Here is a 16750-nt window from a genome sequence, read left to right as displayed (position 1 = left end):
ACGTCCGCGGCTCAAGCGCCGGGCTACTCCTGAAGTTGCCGCCAATAGCTGCGCCATCGTCACGTGAACGGTGGCCTTTAACCTCCGGTGGCCTTGGTGGTGATTTCGGGCTCTTCACAGTTGAGGGTTCAGCACGAGCGGCGCGCGGGCGGTGGTCGGGAGAAGGGGGCGAAGCCGTCCGATGATGGAGGTTCCTACGCCGTCCAGAAGACCGGCTCTTCCGAGTTCCGGTGGGGGTCGGTCGGCGTGTGATGCGGTGGGTAGGCGTGGAGGCCTTCAGGGTTGGTTGCGACCCGCCGAGGGCCGATGGTTCGCCGAGAGAAGGTCCTCACCAGCCTGCCGAGTTCAAGCGGTCGAGGTAACGGGGCTTGACATAGGAGAGAGTGCATGCAACTTGCGACAGCCAGGAAGTCCTCCAGGTGGAACGGGTTGTCACGCGCTCGAGGCGAATGGTTAGTCAAGAGATCGCGAGGGGGCCATCTCGTGCACCCGCCTGGGCGTGGCCTGTGACCGGCACCGTCGGGGGGATCGGCGGAAGCCTCCGTGCAATTTCCGAATGGAGGAGCAGCGTATGTCATCTTCGTCCCTTCCCAAGTGTCCTGTTCTCGATCCCACGGCCCGCGCGATGCATGCGGAGGCCGCTGCGTTGCGCGCCCAGGGACCCGCGGTGCTCGTCGAGCTTCCGGGACCCCTCAACGCCTGGTCGGTCACCCGGTACAGCGTCATTCAGGCGTTGACCGGTGACCCGCGGGTCTCGCGCGACCCTCGCCGGCATTGGCCCGGTCTGGCCGACGTGCCCGAGGGCTGGCCGCTGGCCCCCCACGTCCTGCGGCAAAACCTTGGCACCGCCTACGGGGAGGAACACCGCAGGTCCCGGCGCCGCATCGCTCCGTCGTTCTCGCCGCGGCGCATCGAGCAGATGCGTCCGCAGGTCCAGGCGACCACGGACCGCCTGGTCGAGGCGCTCGCCGCCCTGCCGCCTGGGGCGACGGCCGACGTGCGGCAGGCCCTGGCACTACCGCTGACCATGACCGTCATCTGTGACCTGTTCGGCGTCCCACACCAGATGCGCGAGAAGCTCGGCACCGCGATCGATGCCGTTCTGGATCAGTCGGTCGACCCGGAGCGTGCGATGGCCATCTATGCCGAAGTCCACAACCGGCTTACCGAGTTGCTGCAATACAAGAAGGAGTATCCGGCCGCCGATCTGACCAGCGACCTGCTCCTGCCGTCCGAGCCCGGTGATGAGCCGATGCCAGACCCCGTGCTGCTCGATACCCTCTTCCTCATGATCGGCGCGGGCTACGAGACCGGCGTCAACCTCATTACCAGCGCCGTCCAAGCCCTGCTCATCCACCCCGAAAACCTCACCCGGATCCGCGAGGGATCCATCTCCTGGCATGACGTCGTCGAAGAGACGCTGCGAGTTGAAGGCCCGATCATGCACCTTCCGATGCGCTACGCCGTTGAGGACATCGATCTCGGCGAGGGCGTCGTCATAGGCAAGGGCGACCCGATCATCATCGGCTTCGCCGCCGCCGGCCGCGATCCGGAACTCCACCCGGACCGCCCGGAACAATTCGATCCCACGCGGACCAGCAAGGAGCACCTCGCGTTCGGCCACGGACCCCACTTCTGCCTCGGCGCGCACCTCGCGCGCCTGGAGGCGGAAGTCGCCCTGACCACGCTCTTCAATCACCTGCCTGACCTCGCCCTCGCCCACCCCCGGGAGGATCCAGCGCGCGTGCCGTCGTTCATCGTCACCGGCCCGGTGGCTCTGGAGATCGTTCCCCGTCCGGCGTGACCTCACGGGAAGGGCTGTTGACTTCAAGCGTGATTGGCGGCCCGGCATGCACAGCTCAGTGGACAACCGGATTTAACCGCGTCGCGCGGGAAGGTCAGGATGTCTGCTGGAGCGCCCGGTAGATCGTGCCCCGGCCGACCCCCATCGCCTTGGCAATTTTGGCCGGGGTGACGTCCCAGTCCTCGTACCTAGCGCGGGCGAGCCCGGTCTGCTCGGGAGAGAGTCTGTGGGCCGGGCCGCCGCGGCGGCCCGGCCCACCGCCGCCCGGTCGGCGATCAGTTCCGGCTCGAACTCAGCCAGCGCGGCGAAGAGATGGAACACCAGACGGCCAGTGTTGGTGGAGCTGTCGATCCCTTCGCGCAGCGACGCGAACGCCACCCGCTCTCGGCCGGCATGTTGACGGTCTCCACCAAGTTCTGCAGCGAGCGGCCCAGCCGCCACACCGTCAGGGTGTCCCGGCCCGTAGATACCCCAGGAACGACGTGAGCTCCAGTCGTTCGGTCAGCTTCCCCGGCGCGCTGGCCGCCGAGAGAATGCACGGCAAGGCTCATGAGCTCCGATCATGCACCGAAACCCGGTTCTGTGATATTGGTGTCAGAACATTGATTTCCGGACCGAGTTCCGGACGCCCAAATCGTCGGATCTGATCATCTCGAGAGGGCAAAGCGATCTTGTCCAGATCCCGCGCCAACCAGTCTCCAGCATCAGCCTGACCTCGCCATACGGCGCAAATCCAGGGTCTTCGTGCCGTTGCAGGTCCTACCCCGACTAAGGGTGCTGAGTAGCCGCCCAAAGGTTCAAGATCATCCCACGGCCCTCTTGGGCTTACCTGGGTCGCACTCCACTCATGTCCAGTCAGCGTGCCGGGAAAACTGTGAGGGTCCGGCGGGCGACCTGCGAGTCGCCACGAGAGCCGAGCTGGTGACCAGCTGGCTTGCCGCCGCCCGCTGCCGAGCCGCTACGGCACGGCCGCGCGGCGATCGCGGTTGTCCGACGCTCGCTCTCGAGGTCCAGCTCGAACCACGGATTGGTCGTTCATAGGCTCGATCTGCTCGGCGTACCACCGCAGCAAACCAGACGGGCTAGCGCCGTCAGCATCAGCACCGGCACGTTGAACTCCCGGCGGAGGATCCTGCAGACGTCCAGCCTGTCCACGGCCGGCAGCCTGACGTCGAGCATCAGCAGGTCAGGGGAGATGTCGACGAACCTCGTCCGGAGCGGTCCGGCTGCCGTGGACGACGCCACCCGATGGATCTCGCGCTCCAGGTACCTGCGGACCAGCTCGGCCTGTTTCTCGTCCGTGCGAGATGTAGGGAGGCGAAAGTGTCTTGTCTGTAAGGGAAAGTTGGGATTGTTAAAGAGTCCGAGAGTCGCGGGCAGGTGGGCACTTTCAAGTGAGGAGTGGCAAGGGAGCCGCCCGGCTCATGGTGTCGGCGGGTTCTTCGCGGGATCTACTGGCACAGGCCGTCCCGCGCAGGGCTGCTCTGATACGTTGTGCCGCCTTCCTGTAGGCGGCCGCCCAGGTGACGGCAATCATCGGCCTGATGTTCTTCGCCTGTCGTTGGGCGGCCAGACGCCCTGGGGCTCTCGCCGTTCCAGGGTGATTTCGCGTGCTCTCGCGGGGCTCAGTATGTAAGCAGTAGTTACTCATGCCGCCTACTCCCCGCGCTGAAAGACTATCGAGTTGGACGGCATATCGGGTATTCGGCTTGATGTCGATACACAGCCGGCTACCGCACCAAAGAGACTCCAGTCAGATCGTGACATGCCGCATCCCACGCAAAATTCGCCCCCCAATGTGAGACGTTGCGGATTGCCCGATACGCGGAATGGTATCCCGACCTCGAACATTCGCACTGAAGGAAGAAGGCTTGATTCGTGTCAGTACGGTGCGAAGGTGCACGTTTCGCCTATCGAGACAAATTCGTCAAAGAACTGTACGAAGATATCGCTCAGCTCATCCTCGGTGAATCAATCAGTGCGAGCAATGTGGAGTATCGCCTTCGAATGTTGGCCTATTCGAATTCCGAGGAGACTAGGGCGTATTGGAGATTCCATGGAGATGGGCTGGGGATCCCTGACAGTGCGTACAAGTCGAACCCGCCCTATCTCTTTCCTGAGCAGGAGCCTGTGCGGATATTCAAGACCAGTATGACGACGGGCACCAGAGCCGGATGGATCCCGTATAGCGCACAGGGAATGGAGTTGATGGATCTGTCCATCGTGCGGAACGCCGGCCTGCACATCATGCATGGGTTGAACGAGCCTGCCGTAATTCGGCTGGTCCCCTCCGAACAATCCGCGCCGACCATGGTCATGGCATATGGTATGGAGTTGATCGCCCGTAGGTTCGGACACCCAGGTCTCAGTGACTGCGTGCTGAGTGACTCGGGGGTAGACCTGTCTCTGCTGCGGAGGCTCCTCGACGGCGCGGTGGCCGAGCAGCGGCCGGTGATCATGATTGGCGCTACTTCGATCTTCGTAAACCTGAGCCAGTCCCTTAAGAAGCTGGGATGCTCGTGGGAGCTACCTGCCGGATCTCGTCTGGTGGATGCGGGCGGGCACAAGCTCAGCCGGCAGGTGACCGTTGACGAGATACGGACGATGGCGGCCGACGTCTTCGACATCGAACCAGGGCCTGCTGGCCATCTCAACCTGTTCGGCATGACTGAGCTGGCCAGTCAGCTCTACGACGCAGAGGACACCCCGGTTGGGCCGTCAGGCGAACGGCCTAAGGGATCCGAGACGTTCGTACGGGCGCAGGTGCGCGCCACGAGTGATCTGTCCATCCTGCGGCATGGCATCGGGCTACTCGAGGTAGTCGACTTGTGTGTCCTCGATCGCCCATGCGGGTTGCTCACCGGTGACTGGGGTCTCTCCGACCCGGCCGGGACAGCCATCATCGGCCGAGTAGAACAAGGCCGTCCTCGAGGCTGCTCGCTGCTTCTCGACCAGATCGCTAGCGAAGGGGGGAGACATGCCTGAATCCCACTGCGTCTCATGGCTTCCGCGGTGGCTCGGTTTCGACGCTCTCGAGCGTGCGGCTGTCGGAGCTGAGGATGCAGCTAGCGCCCAATACTACGGTCTGCGGCCGAAGCCCGGGGGGTGGCAGCAGGTAGGCGATGGATTGCGCACGGCACACGCGGCCGTGCGTACATTGCCGGTCTCACGGATTGTTCAGGCGATCGACGAAACGTGCAGGCGATGGTCCGACCGGCAGTTCGTCCATCGGGTACAGGCGCGGCATCATATCGCCGCTACCACAGGCTTCTCTCCGGAAGCAATCGACCGCAGCTTGGATGTCGAGCTCGGTAACTACCGAACCGATACGCTGAATCGAGTCCTCCGGCGTGAGTTGGGTGGAGCTCACGTTCTTGATGGATTTCAAGAGGACATCGAACTGGGCGGACGTACGATTGCCATCGGTCCCCGATTGACCGTGGCGGTGTGCAGCGGGAACGTTCCGGGGCTTCCAGCCCTGTCCGTCGTACGCGCGCTACTCGTTAAGTCGGCAGTACTCCTCAAGGTAGCGAGCGGCGAGCCTTCATTCGCTGCACACTTCGTCCGCTCCCTGTCCGAGGTGGACCCCGTGTTGGCCGATGCCGTCGCCGTCATGTATTGGTCTGGCGACGATCATGCAGCACTGCAGGACGCAGTGGCGCAGGCAGACGCGGTGATAGCGTACGGCAGCGAAGCAGCCTGTGCCGCCGTGCGAGCCAAGGTGGGGCCGCACCAGCGCTACGTCGAGCACGTGCACAAGGTCTCGGTGGGGGTCCTCACCCAGGCGTACCTCGGAAAGGTCGGACTGTCGGAAGCGGCCCGGCGGGTCGCCGAAGACGCGTCGGCCTTCAACCAACACGCCTGCATTGCTCCCCAGGCCTACCTGGTGGAGAGTGGCGAATTCGACGTCCGCCGGTTCGCCGAAGAAGTCGCGGATGCCATGGCGGGCTACGCGGCCGTCTGCCCCCTGGGCTCCCTGCGACTAGAAGACGCAGCTGTCCTGCAACTGCGCCGCGCCAGCAATGCGTGGGCTGCCGCGAGCAGCCCGGATGGCGGTTTCTGGCGCGCGCCTGGCTTGGACTGGACCGTCAGTCTCGCCGCAGACTTGCTCTCAGTCGACGGCGCGGGAAACCGCATGATCGGCCTTCTGCCGGTGGCCGACCTAGCTGACGTAGTACGCACGCTGCGTTCGATCGCTCCCCACCTGCAAAACGTCGGTCTGGGAGCAGTCGGAGTGGAGTTCTGGGAGCTGGCCGCGGCTCTTGGACGACTGGGTGCCTCTCGGATCAGCGAACCTGGCCGAATGGCGAGCCCTAGCGTCATCTGGAGGCATGACGGAATGCCGTGCGTGTCTCGGCTCTTGAGTTGGTGCGACATCGAGATGCACGAAGAAGCACGGCCGCGTACGACAACTCCCTCTGACCGAGAATGAGGAGAACGAACATGGCGGAGATCGTGACCGAGATGAAGGAGCTCCATCCTCAGCTTCCAGCGTCGGTCGAAGTCATCGATTGCACCCTGCGCGACGGCGAGCAGGCTCCTGGCGTCTGGTTCACCACTCAAGAAAAGCTAGATCTGGCCATGGCTTTGTCAAAGGCAGGCATTTCGGTCCTCGATGCCGGTTTCCCGGCCACGTCCCGCAGCGAATTGGAAGCCCTGCAGAGTATGAGCGATCTCGGCCTGAGCGCGTCGATCGCGGCGACCGCACGTCCGCTGCGAGCGGACATCGCAGCGGCGGCTGAGGCGCGTGCGGATGAGGTGTTCCTGTTCATGCCGACCAGCGAACTCCGGCTGCGGGAGACCCTCGGGATCACCCGCGAGCAGGCTGCTGCGGTCTTCCGGTCGGGAGCAGAGTTCGCCGCCGAGGCTGGCTTGGGCGTCAACTTGGTCTTCGAGGACGCCACGCGCACTGACCGGGATCAGCTAGTCGGACTCGCGGTCGTCCTACGTGGGCACGTGCCGATACGCCGGCTGGTCCTGGCAGACACCGTCGGATGCGCCCACCCAGCGACCATGCAGCGCCTGATACGCGGTCTTGTCGATGCCCTAGGCAACGACATGGTCCTGTGCACCCACAACCACAACGATTTCGGCTTGGCCGGCGCGAACACTCTCGCGGCGGTCGAGGCGGGAGCGACGGCGATCACCTGCACGGTCAACGGCATCGGCGAGCGCGCCGGAAACGCGGACCTCGCCGAATGCGTGGCGGCCCTGACCCATCTGTACGGGGTCAAGCACGGTATTGACCCGTTAGCCCTGCCTGCGCTGTCCGAGGCTGTCGAGCGGGCGAGCGGGATGCCGACGAGCCCGATCAAGCCGATCACCGGATCCAACGTGTTCCGGCATGAGTCAGGTGTGCACGTCGACGGCATGCTCAAGGACACGCGCAGCTACGAGTTCCTGCCTGCCGCGTGGGTAGGCCGGCGCAGTGAGTTCGTCCTGGGCAAGCACAGCGGAACGTCGCTGGTGCGTCACATCCTCACATCCGCGGGCATCGCTTGCGACGACGGGCTGCTCGCGGAGGCGTTGCGGGCGGTGAAGGACGCCATCGAGCAGCAAGACAAAGCTGGGCACCAGAAGGCGTACGCGGATACCCGGACTACGTACCGCGCGCTGCTCTCGGGATACGACCCGGCGCGGCTTGTCGAGCACTTCGGTCACCAGCCCCCGCCTGAGGGGCGGGCTCAACGGTGAGCGGGCAGGGCCGTTCTGTCAGCGACAAGATTATCGACAACCACACCGTCGATACGGACAGCAGCGGCCTGTACCGCGAGATTCGCATCGACGCGCTACTTGGCCACGACGCCACCATCGCCCTTCTGATCGACGAGTTCGAGCGGCGTGGTCTTGAGATCTGGGACCGCGGTCGAGTGATCTTCACCAACGATCATTTCTCGCCGCCATCAACAATCGAGCAGGCAGATATCTCCAACAAGTTCCTGAGGTTTGCCCGGGCGCAGAATGTCGCCCATCTCATGATCGACCGCGGCATCTGCCACCAGTTGCTGGTGGAGAGCCCACTGTGCTCGCCGGGAAGTCTGATCGTCGGGGCCGACAGTCACACCGTCATGGCCGGTGGCGTGGGCGTCTGCGCGACCGGCATGGGCTCGACGGACATCCTGTACGCGCTGGCGACTGGGAAGACCTGGATGCGACGGCCGGCCAGCGTCTGTGTCCGGATTCACGGCACGCGTCCTTCGGATTGCAACGGCCGGGACATCATCTTGGAACTTCTCCGGCTGCTCGGTGAGAGCGGTGCACAGTACCGCTCGCTGGAGTTCCATGACCTCGCGAACACTCCGCTTAGTCAGGACGACCGATTCGCGATCTCCAACATGGCGGTCGAACTCGGAGCGAAGTTCGGCATGTTCGTGCCTGACGATGTGACAGTGGCCTACTGTACCGAGCGGGATGGCCACGCGCCTGTCTCGCTGGTGGTCCCAGACCCGGACGCGTTGTATGAGCGAGTTGTCGACCTCGATTTGACCGCGCTGACACCGCGTATTGCCAGACCGTGGTCACCGGGGAACGTGCTACCCGTCCGGGACATTGACGAGCGGCCGGTGTCCGTCGCTTTCCTGGGATCCTGCTCCAACGGTCGGCTGTCCGACCTCCGGGACGCCGCCGAGGAGGTCGCGGGGAAGACTGTGCATCCGCACGTACGATTCATCGTCATCCCCGCCTCTGTTGAGGTGTTCAGGCAGGCGCTGCGGGCCGGGTACGTGACGGCACTAACCGAAGCCGGCGCCGTTTTCAACAACGCGAGTTGTGGGCCATGCGGAGGGATCGACAAGGGAGTGCTTGGCGCTGACGATGTGTGCGTGTCCACATCGAATCGCAACTTCCGTGGCCGCATGGGGCATTGGGACAGCCGTACCTACCTCGCGAGTGCAAGGACCGTGGCGCGCGCAGCCATCGCGGGGCGCATCGGCCCCGACCTGTACGAGTCCGGGAACTGAGGTGCAAGATGCTTGTCAACGGCCGGGTTTGGCGGTTCGGCGACGATCTGAACACAGACGTCATCCACCCTCCGCAGTTCTTCAGCCTCGACGACGAGAAGGTGAAGAGGGGGCTGTTTCACGGCCTTGATCCCGACATCCAGCCGCGGCTGTGCCCGGGGGACGTTCTGGTCGGCGGCCGAAACTTCGGGTGCGGCTCGAGCCGGGAGACCTCAGTGCGCTCGCTCAAGCTGAACGGGATCGGCGCCATCATCGCGGTCGACTTCGCGCGGATCTTCTTTAGGAACTGTACGAACAACGGGATCCCGTGTCTGGCCCTGGCGCGGCCGGAGGACCTGGGCCGGCTGAAGCACCAGCAGGCCGTCGAGGTCAATACAGTCGAGGCGCATGTGGTGACCGACGCTGGGCTAAGCATTCGCCTTGAACCACCTGGGCTGTTCGTCCAACGCATCTGGCAAGCGGGCGGCCTCCTGTCGCTTCTGCCGGATGTGCATACGAGGGAGTCAAACTGACATGTCTGCGCGACCGTTGCCCAACGGCGGCTCTCGTCCCGGTCTCCGCCTGCGCATTCAGACCTGGGGCGGCAGGTGGGGCCGTGCGCTGCGAGATGCCGTATCGCGGCCGTTCGAGGAGGCCACTGGTGTGGAAGTGCACCACGAGATCCACATCGGTCTGGCCATACCTCCCACGCTCCAGGCCGCACTTGACGTAGGTGGTCGCCCACCCGTCGACGTCGTCTGGTCGAACTCGGTTCCGGCACTACTCGCCGCCCGAGCCGGGCATGTGCTCCCATTGGACTCTGTGAAGATGCCCGTGCTCGCAGAATTGCGCAATCGCGCCCGTCCCAACGGCGAGGCGGCGGAGTTCGTGATCTATCCCTACGTTGTGTACTACGTGCTGGGCTACCACGAAGAGGCGTTCCTCGAGGGCCCGCCGCACTCGTGGAACGCTTTGCTCGATAAGCGGCGCCGCGGCAAGATCGCTCTCTACCCCCATGGGAACGGACTGCACGCGATTGCGCAAACGATGCAAGGTGGCCAACTCGACGACATCCCAGCGAACATGGAAGCGTGCTGGGCATTCATTCGGCGCCTAAGGCCACAAATCGCCGAACTCGAATACAGCATCGGTATGGAGGAGCGGCTGCGCACCCGTGCCATCGATCTGTGTTTCCGAGCGCTGCCCAACGTTCTCACCTTCCAGGAGCAATTGCCCATCGGGTGGAGCGTGCCGCGCGAGGGGACCGCAGACACAACCGACGCCCTGTGGATCCCACGCGGAGTCTCGGATGTGGTGTACGAGGCCGCAATGCAATACATCGCGTTCGCCCTCCGGCAAGATATCCAGGAGGACTGGTGCCAACGACTGGGCGTGATGCCCGTCCACCCGTCGGCCGCTGTCTCCGAGTTGCTAATACGCCCAGATCTGCCCGTGCACGCCGACGACTACCGCGGAATCTTGCACATCCCGGAGAGCGTTAAGGCGAATCAAAGTGTCACCTGGGAACGGCGGTTCGCCCACATCCTTTCCGTTGACCTGGACGATTAGGTGGAGCGGGTACCGCGGCCTGGAGGTAGTTGGCTTTGTGGCGCTTGATGCGCGTCGGGTCGCTGGTGCGTAAGACGGTTGGCCAGCGGCCGGTGCTTAAGGCTTGGTTAGGTGGAAGATGTCGGGTGGCTGCTCACAGCCGTCGGAGCATCGTCGGCGCTGTCGCGGTCGAGCGACTTGCAAGCTTCGAGCGCAACTGCGTCCGCAGTCAACGCACCCACCTCGGCGCGGCGGCCAGCCCGGTGACTATGTGTTCGTGGGACAGGTGTCGATCTGCCGCGACCGGGGCGTGCGCCCGAGATCGATGAGGTCGAGGTGCTGGCCGAAACCCTGGCAGACAAGGGGAAACCACCGCCCGAGCTCGGGGTGACGCACTGGTCGTCGCGGCTACTGGCCGCCCGGTTGGGGATCTCGTTCGCCACCGTGGCCCGGATCTGGCGGAAGTGGAACATCCAGCCACACCGGATCGAGACGTTCAAGTTCTCCACCGACCCCGCACTGGAACCCACGATCCGCGACGTCGTGGGCTTGTATCTGGACCCGCCGGCCGGCGCGGTCGTGGTCTCGGTCGACGAGAAATCCCAGATCCAGGCCCTGGACCGAACCCAGCTCGGGCTGCCGCTACGACCAGGCCTACCCGAACGGCAGACCCACGACTACGTCCGCCACCGCACCACCACACTGTTCGCCGCACTCGAGATCGCCACCGGCAAAATCAGCGCCGACGCCTGCTACCCCCGCCACAGCAACGCCGAGTTCCTCGCCTTCCTCAAACACGTCGCGAAAGCCCACCCGCGGGTGAAGCTGCACGTCGTCTGCGACAACTACGCCACCCACACCCACCCCAACATCAAGGCCTGGCTGACCAAGAACCCCCGGATCACCCTGCACTTCACCCCGACCAGCTGCTCCTGGCTCAACATGGTCGAGAGCCTGTTTCGTCGGAACCAGCCGATCTGCCCCTCGACACCACCCTTCTCGTCGGCACCGGCCAGACCAGGCTGGCAGGAGAACGCGGCAAGTCCGTAGTGCGAACGGAACACGATCCACCGGTCAGCTGAATCCGAGCACCTGCGCGGCCGTCTGCAATGCCCGTCACCAGCTCGCCGGCCAGCCTGACCGCAACATTACCGGAGTCGACCTCAGCCTCGGCACCTGGCGGGCGAGCCCGGGGCACAAAGGCGTTCGCGGTGCGTCGGGCAGGATCTCGGCGCGCCGGCTGCCCCGGGGTGTCAAACTCATTGACATCATCTACAGCACGCGCCACACGGTGTCGCAGTTGACCGACAACCCATGTCGGGACTGACCTGCATAGCCGCGGGGCCTCTCACACAAGCACGTTGACCTCATCGCATAACGTGCCTTTGCGCTGACGGGACGCGGATAGCGGTTTCCTGCCAGCCGCACACACGAGGTCTGGCCGGCAGGACCGTGGACCTGCTGCAACTAACTCTGAGGTTCCAACCGCCCCGCCAAGCTAAGCTCCTGCGAAAGGTGTCAAGGCGCTCCCTGCTCGGCGGCCGTGTCGGCTCAAGACTACGGGGGAGGGGTCGGAGGGAAGGTTGCTGTGGGCATCCAGGTAGCGGGCATGCAGTGGCCGCTTGCCGGACGTGCCGGGGAACTGGAGGCGTTCACGCAAGCATGGGGAGACGATCGGTACCGGGTCGTGGTGGTTAGCGGCCCAATGGGGGTCGGCAAGACGCGGCTTGGCGAGGAATTCCTTGCACAGGCAGCACGTGGCGGTTGGACAGCCAAACGGGTGACGGCGACCGCGGCGGCGGCTAATGTGCCTCTCGGGGCAATGGCACACCTGATCCCAAGAGAGGTGGACTTGGCGGACCCTGTGCGGGGCTTCGCTCAAGTGGCCCAAGAGTTAGTCGGGCCGCAGCGCGACCGCCGATTGGTATTGCTAGTCGACGATCTGCAACTTCTGGATGCAGCCTCGGCAGTACTGTTGCGGCAGTTGCTGGACTCCGATCTGGCCCGGCTGATCGTCACCATCGGTACAGGCGCACCACTGAATGAGGCAGTGTCCGCACTGACCGGCGGGGATTCAGTCCGGCGGATAGACGTGGATCCCTTTCGCCCAGACCAGGTGGAGCAGGTACTGCGGGCAGCACTCGGCGGCACGGTGGGGCAGCGTACTCTGCATGAGCTGTATACCGCCTCGGACGGCAACGCCCTGTACCTGCGTGAGCTAGTAATCGGGGCGCTGGCTGCCAGAACGCTTTGCTACGACGGGGAGATCTGGGAGCTTGCCCCGCGCGGGGTCACGACCACACCCCGGCTGACCGAGCTGGTCGAGGCCGTGTTGGCCGCCGCCGACCCGGCTGCCGGCGACCTGCTGGAGTTGCTGGCGCTGTGTGACTCGGTGTCGCTTGCGAGGGCGGCGTCCCTCGTCTCCTTGGAGGTTCTCACCGAGCTGGAGCTGGCCGGGCTGTTACGGACCATCGCCGATCGACAACGGATCGGCGTGGCGTTGGCCCACCCCCTGTACGGTGAGATATTGCGCAAGACGTTGCCGCCAGTCCGTCGCCGTCAGTTGTTGCTAGCCCAGGCCGACTGGGTGGAGTCTCAAGGCGCCAAGCGACGCGATGACCCGCTGCATGTAGCATCGTGGCGACTCGCCGCCACTGGTACAGCCGATGCCCGTCTGCTGATGCAGGCGGCCATCTTGGCGAGCTACGCACACGACTACCAACAGGTCGACAACCTGCTACAGCACCTGCCCGAAGGCCAGCGCACCTTCGCCAGCTGCATGTTGCATGGCAACGCCTTGATGGAGCTAGGCCGTTGGCAGGAAGTCGACAAAATGCTGGCCGATGCCGAAGCCCGGGCGTCGGGGGAGGAGGAACAGGTCGCATCGGCCTTGATCCCCACGTGGAATTTGTTCTGGATAATGGGACGCCCTGACCAGGCGCTGCGGGTCAACCAGTCTGCCCTCGCGCGGCTCACCGCCCCAGCGCAACAGCACCTGCTCAGACTGAACGAGGGCGTCCTACGGACCTTGTCCGGCGAGGTCATTCGTGGGCTGACACTGCTTGAGGACCTGGAAACCGAAGCCAAGGACGCTGCGAACATCAACCTCTGGATGTTTGGCGCGATGGGCAAGACGTGCGGACTGGCCACCGTAGGACGCTCGAGCGCCGCCATCGCCTGGGGGGAACACGCCTACGCATCGCACCTGTTGGTTGAAGAGCAGGGGCTGGGGGGATTTCCGCCGATCTTCCAACTCGCGGCCATGATTCCCGCCCTGGTTGAGGCAGGAAAGCTAGCAAAGGCCCGGGAAATCGCAGAACGAGCACTCCGTGACACAAAGCCGGCGGACATCGGCTGGCCCTGGGTCTATGCCGCCTACTTCAAGGGTCGGGTGGAGTGGTTCGCAGGGAACGTGGCGGCCGCTCGGTCGTGGTACGCAGAAGCGATCGCCCAGGCCCGTGCTCATGACCATCTTCAGCCGATCTATTCGGCGTCGGCAGGCCTGGCTGCGGCTGCTGCGGTACTGGGTGATCTGGAGGCCGCCGAAGCCGCTCTGGTTGCTGTGCAGGAGTACCCCTCCGTCGGCCTCCGCGGGGGAGAGGAGGACCTAGGGCAGGCATGGCTGTGGGCAGGTCGTGGTGATCTAGCGAAAGCACGATCCGTGCTCACCGATGCTGCTAGCAGGCTGTGTAGTGGTGGGCATGTGAGCTCCGAGATGATGCTATTGACGGACGTCGCCCGCCTGGGTGGCTCCAAAGAAGTGGTTGACCGGTTGACCGAGTTGGCCGAGGTCTGCGAGGGTGCTTTCGCGCCTGCCCGCGCGCACTTCGCTGCCGCCCTTGCTGCCGATGCTCCCGACCGACTGCTGGCCGCCGCCGAAGAATTGGAAGCCATCGGCGCCGACTTGCTGGCGGCTGAGGCTGCCGCGGCTGCGGCAGCCGCCTGGCGACGCGCTGGCGAGACGCGCCGCGCCACGGCGGCCGCCCGGCTGTCCCGGCAGTACGCAATCCGCTGCCCGGGGGCTTGCACCCCGCTGCTCCTCGCCGCCCAGACCACCGTCGACCTGACCTCGCGGGAACGCGAGGTGGCTCGTCTGGCCGCCACCGGAGCCTCCAGCAAGGACATTGCCACATCCCTGCACCTGTCGGTACGCACCGTCGACAATCACCTCCAGCACGTGTACGCCAAACTCGGCGTCGCTACACGTCGCGAACTCGCAGAGCGTCTGCGCTGAGCAGAAACGGCAGTTACATGTGCAGGCGACCTTCTCCGATTCGTCGATCGGTTCGACCGACAGTGGAAAGACGCGGCGTCATGGAGATGTGAGGCAATGTGGCTAGCGGTGCGCCTTTCGAGCGGTCGCACAACGATGCGCATGAAGGCAGATAGGCGGCGACGGCGTTTGCAGCAGCCCACGTGAATCGGCCTCGGCACCGGGCGCGAATTTGACGGGATGTGGCTCCACAGAACTCGTGTGAGGCGGATCCAAGATCTCGAAACCGCGCCTGCTGCGAACGCGAACCTGCGGACTCTGGCGCACCTCCAGGCAGCCCAGCGCACCGACAAAACCGACGACTTTGCGAGCGCGGTAGGTCTTGTCACCTGCTACCAGTCAAGCCCTCAGGCTCGAGACAACCCACTTCGCCGACGTGGGCGAGCTGATCCACCCAGCCGCAGGCAACTCCAGGAGACGCTGATGGCTGGCCGACAGTGGCGGAGGCGACGAACCCCTGTTCCAACGAGAAGAAGGCAACACTGTCACACGAACTGGGCAGAAGAGTCGCAGCCGCCAGCCAGAGACCTCGCCGGCGTTGAAGGCTGACAAACGTGGTGGCTCCGACGGAGTGCAATGTCGATGTTCGACAGCGCATGTCGGTGGTGGCTCGCACTGGTCGCCTCCCGCGACCGCGACAGACCGGAGATGCCCAGCGCTTGCACCAACCGGACCAGTTGTTCGCGAGACACCAACCCTCGAGCGCCGCGCCCATGGTGCTCTAGCCACGAGCACGCAGCACTTCACGAACCGCTCACACTTGGCCGACGGTGCACCACGCCCGGCCCCGTTCTTCACATGACGAGATGACGACAACACACCCCCAGATCCAGGACGAGGTGTTGCACGGTTCTGATGGCGGGATGTGACAGCGTCTGAGGACCAGATTCGACAGCGGCGGTCGTTCGGCGAAAACGATGCTGATGAGTTCCGACAGCACGGGTTTGGTGGGAGGTTGGGTTGGGTCTGTTGGTGGAGGCGATCATGTCGCCGGTGTCGAACGCCATCGTCGACAGGCTCACCTTCGGCAGCAACATCCTCGAAACCGGCACCGAGTCCTACCGGCTCACCCACAACCGGGAACTCCATCGGTAACGACAAAATGACGCCCGTGGCAAATGCACATACTCATCCTCGACTTCTGCACAGAACACCCGACGGAGGCGGGATGCTGCTTAACGAGCTGCGAAGCAAGAAACGGCAGCTCAAGGTGACACCCGACGCTCGTGGTCACTGAGCCCCGAGTCAGGACTTGGGCTTGGTCATGGCCGTGTTTTTGCGACGATGGTGGCAGTGCGGGCGTAGATCTGCTCACCGAAGGCTGGGTCACGGGAGGCTTCGGAAGACCTGTCCAGCTCCGCGGCGCTGTAGTAGCCGCCGGTCGCGTCGTCCAATGCAGGGTCGCTGGCCAGCCGAATGCTCGTAACTGCGCCCTTCTCCGCGCCGGCCATGAACGCCTTCCCCACCATTTGGACCACCTTCAGGATGCCACCTGCATTGCGCCCGAACGCTGTCGCGACGCTACCGGGATTCGCGGCGTTGACAGTCACCCCACTGCCGGCCAGGTCCCGAGCGAGGGCGTAGGTGTGGGCAAGGCTGATCAGCTTGGAATCGCTGTATGCCTGGAGCTGGCTGAAGTGATCGGGATAAGTCCAATCCTGCAGCTTCGGATTTCCACGCTTCTCCACCGTCGAGGACAGGTTGACTACGCGTGAAGGCCGCCCAGCCAAGGCGGCACCATCACGCAGCGCGTCCAGCAACGCCGAAGTCAGGGCAGCGACCGCCAGGTGATTCACGGCCAGGGTTCGCTCCAACCCGTCGGGAGACACAGCACGCTGGGAGAACGCCGCGCCCGCGTTGTTCACCAGCACATGCAGACCGTTAGTGGTCACGTGCAGTACCTGCTCGACGAGACCTCGCACACCTGCCAGCGACCCAAGGTCACCCGACACTGGCACGAACCATCCCCCACGGCTCTCGAGCTCTTCAGCGACCGCAGCGGCCCGCGTCTGATCGCGTGCGTGGACCAAAACGGTCGCCCCGGCCCGCCCGAGGGCGGCCGCAGTCGCTCGACCGATCCCGCTGGCCGTCCCCGTCACCAGCACAGTCTGCCCATCCATCGCCCAGATCCGGGGTGACACCCGACCAGCCATTGCCGCCTCCTCGTGGATACTGAACACCGACAGT

12 protein-coding genes and 1 pseudogene are annotated in these 16750 nt (G+C 64.5%); 10 read left to right on the top strand and 3 right to left on the bottom strand.

Annotated features, from left to right (window positions below):
• The first annotated feature begins 667 nt into the window (after positions 1 to 667).
• On the top strand, positions 668 to 1804 hold the full coding sequence (locus tag OG876_RS00350) for a cytochrome P450 family protein (RefSeq protein ID WP_328522712.1): 1137 nt from the start codon (positions 668 to 670) through the stop codon (positions 1802 to 1804).
• A 72-nt stretch (positions 1805 to 1876) separates the two neighbouring features.
• Here the strand turns inward: OG876_RS00350 and OG876_RS43815 are convergent, their stop codons facing one another.
• Positions 1877 to 2182, bottom strand: coding sequence for a recombinase family protein (locus tag OG876_RS43815; RefSeq protein WP_442914075.1), 306 nt, complete (start codon positions 2180 to 2182; stop codon positions 1877 to 1879).
• 657 nt (positions 2183 to 2839) lie between these two features.
• A complete protein-coding gene (locus OG876_RS43810; RefSeq protein ID WP_442914211.1) occupies positions 2840 to 3184 on the bottom strand; it encodes a response regulator in 345 nt (114 codons plus the stop codon).
• A 498-nt stretch (positions 3185 to 3682) separates the two neighbouring features.
• On the opposite strand from OG876_RS43810, the gene OG876_RS00340 reads away from it, so the two are divergent.
• The 9 genes and pseudogenes from OG876_RS00340 to OG876_RS00300 all read left to right on the top strand — a co-directional run bounded on the left by OG876_RS00340 (position 3683) and on the right by OG876_RS00300 (position 15658).
• A complete protein-coding gene (locus tag OG876_RS00340) occupies positions 3683 to 4789 on the top strand; it encodes a hypothetical protein (RefSeq protein ID WP_328522710.1) in 1107 nt (368 codons plus the stop codon).
• Positions 4782 to 6236 (top strand): acyl-CoA reductase, encoded by a 1455-nt coding sequence (locus tag OG876_RS00335; RefSeq protein ID WP_328522709.1) that lies wholly within the window; start codon positions 4782 to 4784, stop codon positions 6234 to 6236. Before OG876_RS00340 ends, OG876_RS00335 begins: the two co-directional genes overlap by 8 nt.
• 11 nt (positions 6237 to 6247) lie before the next feature.
• Positions 6248 to 7498 (top strand): LeuA family protein, encoded by a 1251-nt coding sequence (locus tag OG876_RS00330; RefSeq protein WP_328522708.1) that lies wholly within the window; start codon positions 6248 to 6250, stop codon positions 7496 to 7498.
• On the top strand, positions 7495 to 8763 hold the full coding sequence (locus tag OG876_RS00325) for a 3-isopropylmalate dehydratase large subunit (RefSeq protein WP_328522707.1): 1269 nt from the start codon (positions 7495 to 7497) through the stop codon (positions 8761 to 8763). Before OG876_RS00330 ends, OG876_RS00325 begins: the two co-directional genes overlap by 4 nt.
• A gap of 8 nt (positions 8764 to 8771) precedes the next feature.
• A complete protein-coding gene (locus OG876_RS00320; protein ID WP_328522706.1) occupies positions 8772 to 9275 on the top strand; it encodes a LeuD/DmdB family oxidoreductase small subunit in 504 nt (167 codons plus the stop codon).
• Complete coding sequence (locus OG876_RS00315; RefSeq protein WP_328527035.1) at positions 9250 to 10311, top strand: extracellular solute-binding protein; 1062 nt, start codon at positions 9250 to 9252, stop codon at positions 10309 to 10311. The genes OG876_RS00320 and OG876_RS00315 overlap by 26 nt, the downstream gene beginning before the upstream one ends.
• Positions 10312 to 10581: 270 nt before the next feature.
• Positions 10582 to 11250, top strand: a pseudogene (locus tag OG876_RS00310) (IS630 family transposase); the annotation flags it as partial.
• A gap of 628 nt (positions 11251 to 11878) precedes the next feature.
• Positions 11879 to 14524 carry a helix-turn-helix transcriptional regulator gene (locus tag OG876_RS00305; protein ID WP_328522705.1) on the top strand — a complete coding sequence of 882 codons (2646 nt, stop codon included), beginning with the start codon at positions 11879 to 11881 and terminating at the stop codon, positions 14522 to 14524.
• Positions 14525 to 15523: 999 nt separating this feature from the next.
• Positions 15524 to 15658 carry a hypothetical protein gene (locus tag OG876_RS00300; protein WP_328522704.1) on the top strand — a complete coding sequence of 45 codons (135 nt, stop codon included), beginning with the start codon at positions 15524 to 15526 and terminating at the stop codon, positions 15656 to 15658.
• Positions 15659 to 15825: 167 nt separating this feature from the next.
• Here the strand turns inward: OG876_RS00300 and OG876_RS00295 are convergent, their stop codons facing one another.
• Positions 15826 to 16716 (bottom strand): SDR family NAD(P)-dependent oxidoreductase, encoded by an 891-nt coding sequence (locus OG876_RS00295; RefSeq protein ID WP_328522703.1) that lies wholly within the window; start codon positions 16714 to 16716, stop codon positions 15826 to 15828.
• Between the last annotated feature and the right edge of the window lie 34 nt (positions 16717 to 16750).

The sequence above is a fragment of the Kribbella sp. NBC_00359 genome (assembly GCF_036097425.1).
Lineage (GTDB): Bacteria > Actinomycetota > Actinomycetes > Propionibacteriales > Kribbellaceae > Kribbella.
The sequence above is the reverse complement of the archived record's forward strand: the minus strand, read 5'-3'. Positions and strand labels throughout refer to the sequence as shown.

What these genes read in the sequence shown, in the direction of transcription:
- OG876_RS00335 (WP_328522709.1), top strand. Translation starts at nt 4,782, where the DNA reads ATGCCTGAATCCCACTGCGTCTCATGGCTTCCGCGGTGGCTCGGTTTC.
- OG876_RS00330 (WP_328522708.1), top strand. Translation starts at nt 6,248, where the DNA reads ATGGCGGAGATCGTGACCGAGATGAAGGAGCTCCATCCTCAGCTTCCA.
- OG876_RS00320 (WP_328522706.1), top strand. Translation starts at nt 8,772, where the DNA reads ATGCTTGTCAACGGCCGGGTTTGGCGGTTCGGCGACGATCTGAACACA.
- OG876_RS00315 (WP_328527035.1), top strand. Translation starts at nt 9,250, where the DNA reads ATGTGCATACGAGGGAGTCAAACTGACATGTCTGCGCGACCGTTGCCC.
- OG876_RS00295 (WP_328522703.1), bottom strand. Translation starts at nt 16,716, where the DNA reads ATGGCTGGTCGGGTGTCACCCCGGATCTGGGCGATGGATGGGCAGACT.